This is a genomic window from Nocardioides sp. J54 (assembly GCF_000519005.1).
Classification (GTDB): domain Bacteria; phylum Actinomycetota; class Actinomycetes; order Propionibacteriales; family Nocardioidaceae; genus Nocardioides.
In genome coordinates this window covers 1-6,039 of record NZ_JAER01000070.1, presented here as the reverse complement: position 1 = coordinate 6,039, position 6,039 = coordinate 1, and the positions used below count along the sequence as shown (strand labels likewise).

General features: G+C 71.7%; 5 protein-coding genes. 4 read left to right on the top strand and 1 reads right to left on the bottom strand.

Annotation, left to right across the window (positions count from 1 at the left end; translation table 11 throughout):
- A partial coding sequence (locus NOCJ54_RS30115) for a hypothetical protein (protein ID WP_198020310.1) occupies positions 1 to 990 on the top strand: 990 nt, incomplete at its 5' end.
- A 110-nt stretch (positions 991 to 1,100) separates the two neighbouring features.
- On the opposite strand, the gene NOCJ54_RS27730 is transcribed toward NOCJ54_RS30115, so the two are convergent.
- Positions 1,101 to 1,916, bottom strand: coding sequence for a sigma-70 family RNA polymerase sigma factor (locus NOCJ54_RS27730; protein WP_051486294.1), 816 nt, complete (start codon positions 1,914 to 1,916; stop codon positions 1,101 to 1,103).
- 379 nt (positions 1,917 to 2,295) lie between these two features.
- Here NOCJ54_RS27730 and NOCJ54_RS29715 point away from each other — a divergent pair, with 379 nt between their 5' ends.
- From NOCJ54_RS29715 to NOCJ54_RS0122445, 3 genes are all read left to right on the top strand, one after another.
- A complete protein-coding gene (locus tag NOCJ54_RS29715; protein WP_028657271.1) occupies positions 2,296 to 4,224 on the top strand; it encodes a choice-of-anchor E domain-containing protein in 1,929 nt (642 codons plus the stop codon).
- 29 nt (positions 4,225 to 4,253) lie between these two features.
- Positions 4,254 to 5,087 (top strand): choice-of-anchor E domain-containing protein, encoded by an 834-nt coding sequence (locus NOCJ54_RS0122450; RefSeq protein WP_028657270.1) that lies wholly within the window; start codon positions 4,254 to 4,256, stop codon positions 5,085 to 5,087.
- A gap of 191 nt (positions 5,088 to 5,278) precedes the next feature.
- A complete protein-coding gene (locus tag NOCJ54_RS0122445) occupies positions 5,279 to 5,932 on the top strand; it encodes a TetR/AcrR family transcriptional regulator (protein WP_028657269.1) in 654 nt (217 codons plus the stop codon).
- The last annotated feature ends 107 nt before the right edge of the window (positions 5,933 to 6,039 follow it).

The window sequence follows — 6,039 nt, the reverse complement described above, 5'->3', positions numbered from 1 at the left end:
CCCGAGGTGAACGAGAAGAAGGTCGTCGTCTGCAAGTACGTCTCGACGCCGGGCGGTGTGCTCGACCACATCGTGATCGTCAGCATCAACACGCTCAAGGACTGGGACGGCGTCACCTTCCCGTACCAGTTCCCGGACGCCCAGGACTCCGTCGCGATCCGCTTCGCCCTCGACGGCGAGCAGGCGAAGGACGTGCCCGTGTCCGAGTGCCCGTCGGAGACGGAGCCTGACCCCGACCCGGTGGAGATCCCGCTGCCGGAGCCCACGGTCGAGGACCCGTGCGGTCCCGAGAACGCGGCGTACCTTCCGCTGGAAGCTCCCGAGCACGTGAGCGTCACCCCGGGTGACGACGGCAGCATCACCGTGACGACCGACGCGGGCTACGTCTTCCCGGGCGGGGAGACGTCCTTCACCTTCGACGCACCGGAGGACTCGAACGAGCCGTGCGCGCCGGAGGAGGTCGGCGCCCTGGTGGCCTGCGTCTACCCGACCGGCCAGCCCGCTGACCAGCCGATCGAACCGGTCGACGAGCCGACTGACGGGCCGATCGACGGGCCGAGCATCGACCTCATGCGCGCTGCTGCCGCGCCGGCCGGCGTGATCACCATCATCGACGAGACGGTCGCTGCCCTCTACGGCTTCGTCGGCAACCTGCCGTTCAGCTACGTCTCCGAGGACGGCGAGACGGTCCTGCTGGCCGTGCTCGAGGAGGGCCAGTCCACCGCGGACTTCAGCCCGCTGGAGATGTGCGGCGAGGTGGCCGGCTACTGCGTGGACCGGGACGACCCCGACGCGGTCGACGCCGAGGGCAAGCCTTGCGTCGAGGTTGACGAGGAGACCGACGACGACGGTGGCGAGACCGGCGGCGTCGTCGACGCGGCCGGCCTGCCGAACACCGGCGGTCCCGCCGGCGTCCTGCTCCCGCTCGGGGTCCTCATGGTCCTCGTGGGTGCCGGGCTGGTCGTGGTGAGGCGTCCCCACTCCGCCTGACCATGGTCGGGCGTCCCTCGGCCGTGCAGACGGGAGCACCGAGGGACGCCTGACACCCCGGACCAGGCCGTGAGGCCGACGCCGGGTGCTCGCCCCGCCGCAGCAAAGCGCTACTGCGACGGGGCGAGCGTCGTCCGGGCCCCGCGCTTGGGGCTGAACCGGATGAACTGGAAGCGGGCGTTGACCCGCTCCAGCTCCCCCAGCAGCGGCATGCAGGTCGAGCAGCCGGCGAGGTGGTCGTCGGCCCGGCGGCGCAACGCCGCGGGGAGCGACCCGCGCACGTACCGGCTCAGGTGGGGGCGCAGCCAGGCGCACTCACCGGTGGCGGAGCGGACCGGCCGGGCCAGCTGGTCGAGGTACGACCGGCGCAGGCCCTCCCGTGCCCGGTAGGCCAGTGACGACGCGGCCGCCGGCGAGATCCCGAGCTCGACCGCCACCTCCGGCAGGCTCTTGCCCTCGATGTCGAGCAGCGCCAGGACCTGCTGCCACGCCTCGGGCAACCGGGCCAGCGCGGCCATCGCCCGGTCGTCGGGCGGGTCCCCGCGGGCGGGGTCCCCGTCGTCCGTGCGCCCCCCGGCACCCTCCTGGCCCTGCTCGGCGACGACGTCGAGAAGCCACGGCAGGTCGGACACCGGGCTCTCCCGCCCGGCGCGGCGCTGCAGGTCCCGGTGGCGGTTGCGGATCGCGGTGAACAGGTAGCCGTGGAAGTTCGTCTCCGGGCCACCGCCCTCGTGGAAGCGGGCCACCACCCGCGCGAACGCGTCGGCGAGCAGGTCCTCCGCCAGCTCGGGGCCGGCCAGGAGCTGCGCCATCCGCAGCGCGGCGGGCCGGTGCGCCTCGTAGAGCGTGCCGATGGCGGCGCGGTCGCCAGCCCGCGCGCGGGCGAGGAGCTCGACCTCGTCCGGGTGTGGAGCTGTTGGTGTCATCTCGAGACCACCTCGACCTTCGCTTGGTCGGCAACGTAGGTCGGCGCTGCGCCGCGGCACAGGGGAAACCGACGAAGATGCCCAACTCAGGGTAAATCTCTCGATCGACCCGCTGGTTCGAACCATCGGAAGCGATGGGCGCGTCATAACGGCGGCAGCCGAACGTCTTGATCTCGAAGGGCCTTCGGGCCCGGTCGCCCTTCGATGCTCCCGTCAGGGCGGCGAGACCTGAATAACAGGAGTGCCTCCAGTGGGAAAACGAGGTACGGCGCGTAGGCGAATTGGGGTCGCCTTCGCTGTCGGCGCCGCCACGATCGCCTTGCCGATCGTGGCCGCGGCCCCGGCGCATGCCGCAGAAACCATCAAGAGTCAGGGTTCGGTGACCGTCGAGTCGTTCCCGAGCCTCAAGCAGATCGAGCTGGACCAGTTCGACGACAACGGCGGTCTGTACGAGCTCACCGAGGTCACCGTCACCGGGACCGTCGAGGGCGAGCTCACCGGATCCGTCCTCAACCTGAGCGAGGGCCAGAACAAGACGCTCAACGGCGAGATCGCCGCGAGCATCGTGGTCAACGGCCTCGGGGTCACCGACCTGTCCGCCGTCGGGACGAACTCGACGACGTGGAACCTGGCGCCCGGGGAGTCCCAGCCGCTCGGCCTCGCGGGCAGCGACTCCAGCCAGGAGACCATCACCGACCCGGCCGTGCTCCCGCAGTTCATCGGGAACGGCAAGCTCACCTACGAGGTGTTCAGCGAGGTCGACGTCCAGATCGACGGCCCGGCGCCGTACGAGACCACCGGCGTGGCCGGCGGCGAGGCGACCGTCGAGATCGAGTACACCTACACGGACGTCTGTGCCGAGGACCCGGAGGACCCGGTCTGCGTCGAGGAGCCTCCGTGCGAGACCGCGCAGCTCGACATCGCGCCGGTCGCCGACGGTGACTACGCGATGCCCGGGGGCGGACAGTTCACCATCCTCAACCTCGCCGAGGGTCCGGACGGCTGGATCTTCGACTGGGCGGTCGTCCAGGGCTCGGTCGAGTCCATCACCGTACAGGCGGGCGACCCGGTCGGGTCGATCATCACCAGCGTGATGGCCGGCGTGACGTCCGGCAGCGGCCTGCACGCCCCCGCCGACGACGAGACCGGTCTGTGGCTCGAGCCCGCCACGGTCATCGTCTGCGGCGCGAGCGACGAGGTCCCGCCCGACGAGTGCGAGTCCATCACGGACAAGATCGACCCGGTCACCGAGGGCGACCACGCCCTCGAGGGCGGCGGCACCTTCACGATCACGAAGATCTACGACGACGGCGACGGTGAGCTCTTCGACTGGGAGTCGAACGTCCCGATCTTCTGGATCAGCGTCAAGGGTGGACCCCAGGCGCTCACGCCGGAGCTCTACGACTACCGGCCCATGGGGTCGATCGGCCCGGACACCGGCCTGCACGCGCCGTACAACGCCAACAGCGACAAGTGGTACGGGCTGAGCCACCTCAGCCTCTGCGCCGGCGAGTACGACGAGTGCGAGGAGGACCCGTACGGCGCGGGTTGCGACGACCCGTGCGACGAGTACCCGCACGGATCGGGCTGTGGTGAGCCGGATCCCTGCGAGGAGGACCCGTACGGCTGCGAGCCGACCTGCGAGACGGACCCGTCGCTGTGCGAGCCGACCTGCGAGACCGACCCGTCGCTGTGCGAGCCGGAGCCCGAGGAGTGCGTGACCACCTTCAAGATCGACAAGAACGGTGAGCAGCTGCTCGCCGGGAGCCCGTGGCAGCTGCCCGGGGGCGGCGAGTTCTCGGTGACCAAGCTCTACGACAACGGTGGCCAGGTGTTCGACTGGGAGTCGACCGTGCCGGTCGCCTGGATCGCGGTGAAGGGCGGGCCTGACAAGGACGGGCACAAGAACGTCTACGACCCGCCGGCCACCGAGGGCACCGGGGCGCACGCGCCGGACAACGGCGGCAAGTGGTACGGCGTCAGCCACATCACCCTCTGCTACTTCCCCGACGGCTCCGAGCCGGAGTCCGACAAGTCGGACAAGAAGAAGGAAAAGGCTGAGGAGGGCACGGGCGACAAGGAGAAGGGCGACCAGGGCAAGGACGCCGAGGAGCCCGCCTCCAGCGAGGCGAAGGAGACCCCGCCGGTCAAGGTCGACGAGTCCCCCGCGCCGAAGCAGGAGGAGGAGCCCGAGCCGGAGCCCGAGCCGGAGCCCGAGCCGGAACCGGAGCCGAAGGCGGACGAGCCGCCTCCGGCAGCCGATCCCCCGGCACCGACCGAGTCCGCGTCCACGCCGGCGAGCGAGTGAGGGTGGTGACCACGATGCGAGGAGCAACGATGAGGAACCGCGCGATCCGCCTGGCGGCAGCGGGCACGATGTCGGTGGCTGCAGCGGTGTGGGCCGGGGTGCCGGCCCACGCCGCGGAGACCGAGACCCAGACGATCACCTTCGACCTCGGTGACCTCGACGAGTCGGGGAGCGGCGCGATCGAGCAGTTCGATCCCGCGCTCGGCACCCTGACCTCGGTCGAGCTCGAGGCCAACGTGACGATGGACTTCTCGGTCTGCATCACCAACCTCAGCCAGGAGGCCGCGTCGGTGAACACCGGCGAGGTCTCGGGGACGGCGGACCTGACCTTCGCCGGTGACCTCGTGGCCAGCACGGCGGGGGCGATGACCGTCCCCGGCGAGGACATGCCGGCCAACACCGGCATCGACGGCTGCGCGGACTGGCTCGACGCTGGTGCGGACCCGGGGAGTGCCCCGGCCGGCGACAACAGCACACTGACGGTGGGCTCGGACACCGACACGTGGTCGGCGTCGATCACGGAGGCGGCCGACCTGGCGCCGTACGTCGGGACGGGGACGGTGTCCTTCGACTACACCGCCGCCTCGGCGTCGGACCTGGCGCAGCCGTCCGAGTGGACGCTCGTCTTCCTGGCGTCCGGCGAGGGTGAGGTCACGGTGACCTACACCTACGAGCCGGGCGAGGTCGGCGGCATCTGCGAGGAGAACTCCAACGACCCGGAGTGTGACGAAGGGGGCGGCGGCGGCGAGACCGCCGGTCTCCCGGACACCGGTGGACCGCTCGGCTGGCTGATGCCGCTCGGTGCGGGTCTCGTCCTGGCCGGCGCGGTCCTGGTCATGGTGAGGCGTCCCCACTCCGCCTGACCATGGTCGGGTGCCCCTCGCCTTGTGTGTTCGACGGGAGCACGAGGGGCACCTGACAACCCCGTCGGAGGGCCCGTGAGGCCGGACGTCGGGGGTCCGCCCCGCCGCAGGCAAGCGCTACTGCGGCGGGGCGGACGCATGCCCGGCCGTCCTCGCCGACCATCTGTCAACGGCTGTGCCACGATGGCGGCATGAGTGACCCCGCCCGTCGCTACGGCGGCCAGGCTGCCGCCGAGCGGGTCGCCGAGCGCCGCGCCCGGTTGCTCGAGGCAGGGCTCGCGGTGATGGGGGAGCGCGGCCTCGCCGGCACCACCGTCCGCGGCGTCGCCGAGGCGTCCGGCCTCGCGGCGCGGTACTTCTACGAGAGCTTCGAGGGCGTCGAGGCGCTCCAGCTCGCGGTCTTCGACCAGGTCGCCACCGAGGCCGCCGACCGGGCGCTGGCCGCGCTCGCCGGTGCACCGGACGACTCCGAGGCCCGGGTGCGCGCCGTCCTCGGGGAGATGGTCGACCTCTTCCTCGACGACCCGCGCAAGGGCCGGGTCGCGCTCATCGACTCCGTCGCCTCTCCCGTGCTCGGCCCCCGGGTCCTGCACGAGAGCAGCCGCTTCGCCGCCATGCTCGCCGCCACCGCGTCCGGCGGGGACCCCGCTGCCGCGGCCGACGACCTGCCGGTCCGCCTGCGCCTGGTCGCGCAGTTCCTCATCGGCGGCGTGGCCCACGCCGTCGGCGCGGTGCTGCGCGGCGACATCACCGCCGACCGCGACGAGGTCGTCGAGGTGCTGGTCGCTCAGTTCCTCGCCTCGACGGCGGCGCTGGCGGCAGATGGCGCAACGCCTGGTGGTTGAGGTGCGGGGAGTCAGCGACGCGCCGTTCCCGCCCGGTGGTTGAGGCGCGAGGAGTGCCAGCGACGCGCCGTCCCCACCCGGTGGTTGAGGTGCGAGGAGCGCCAGCG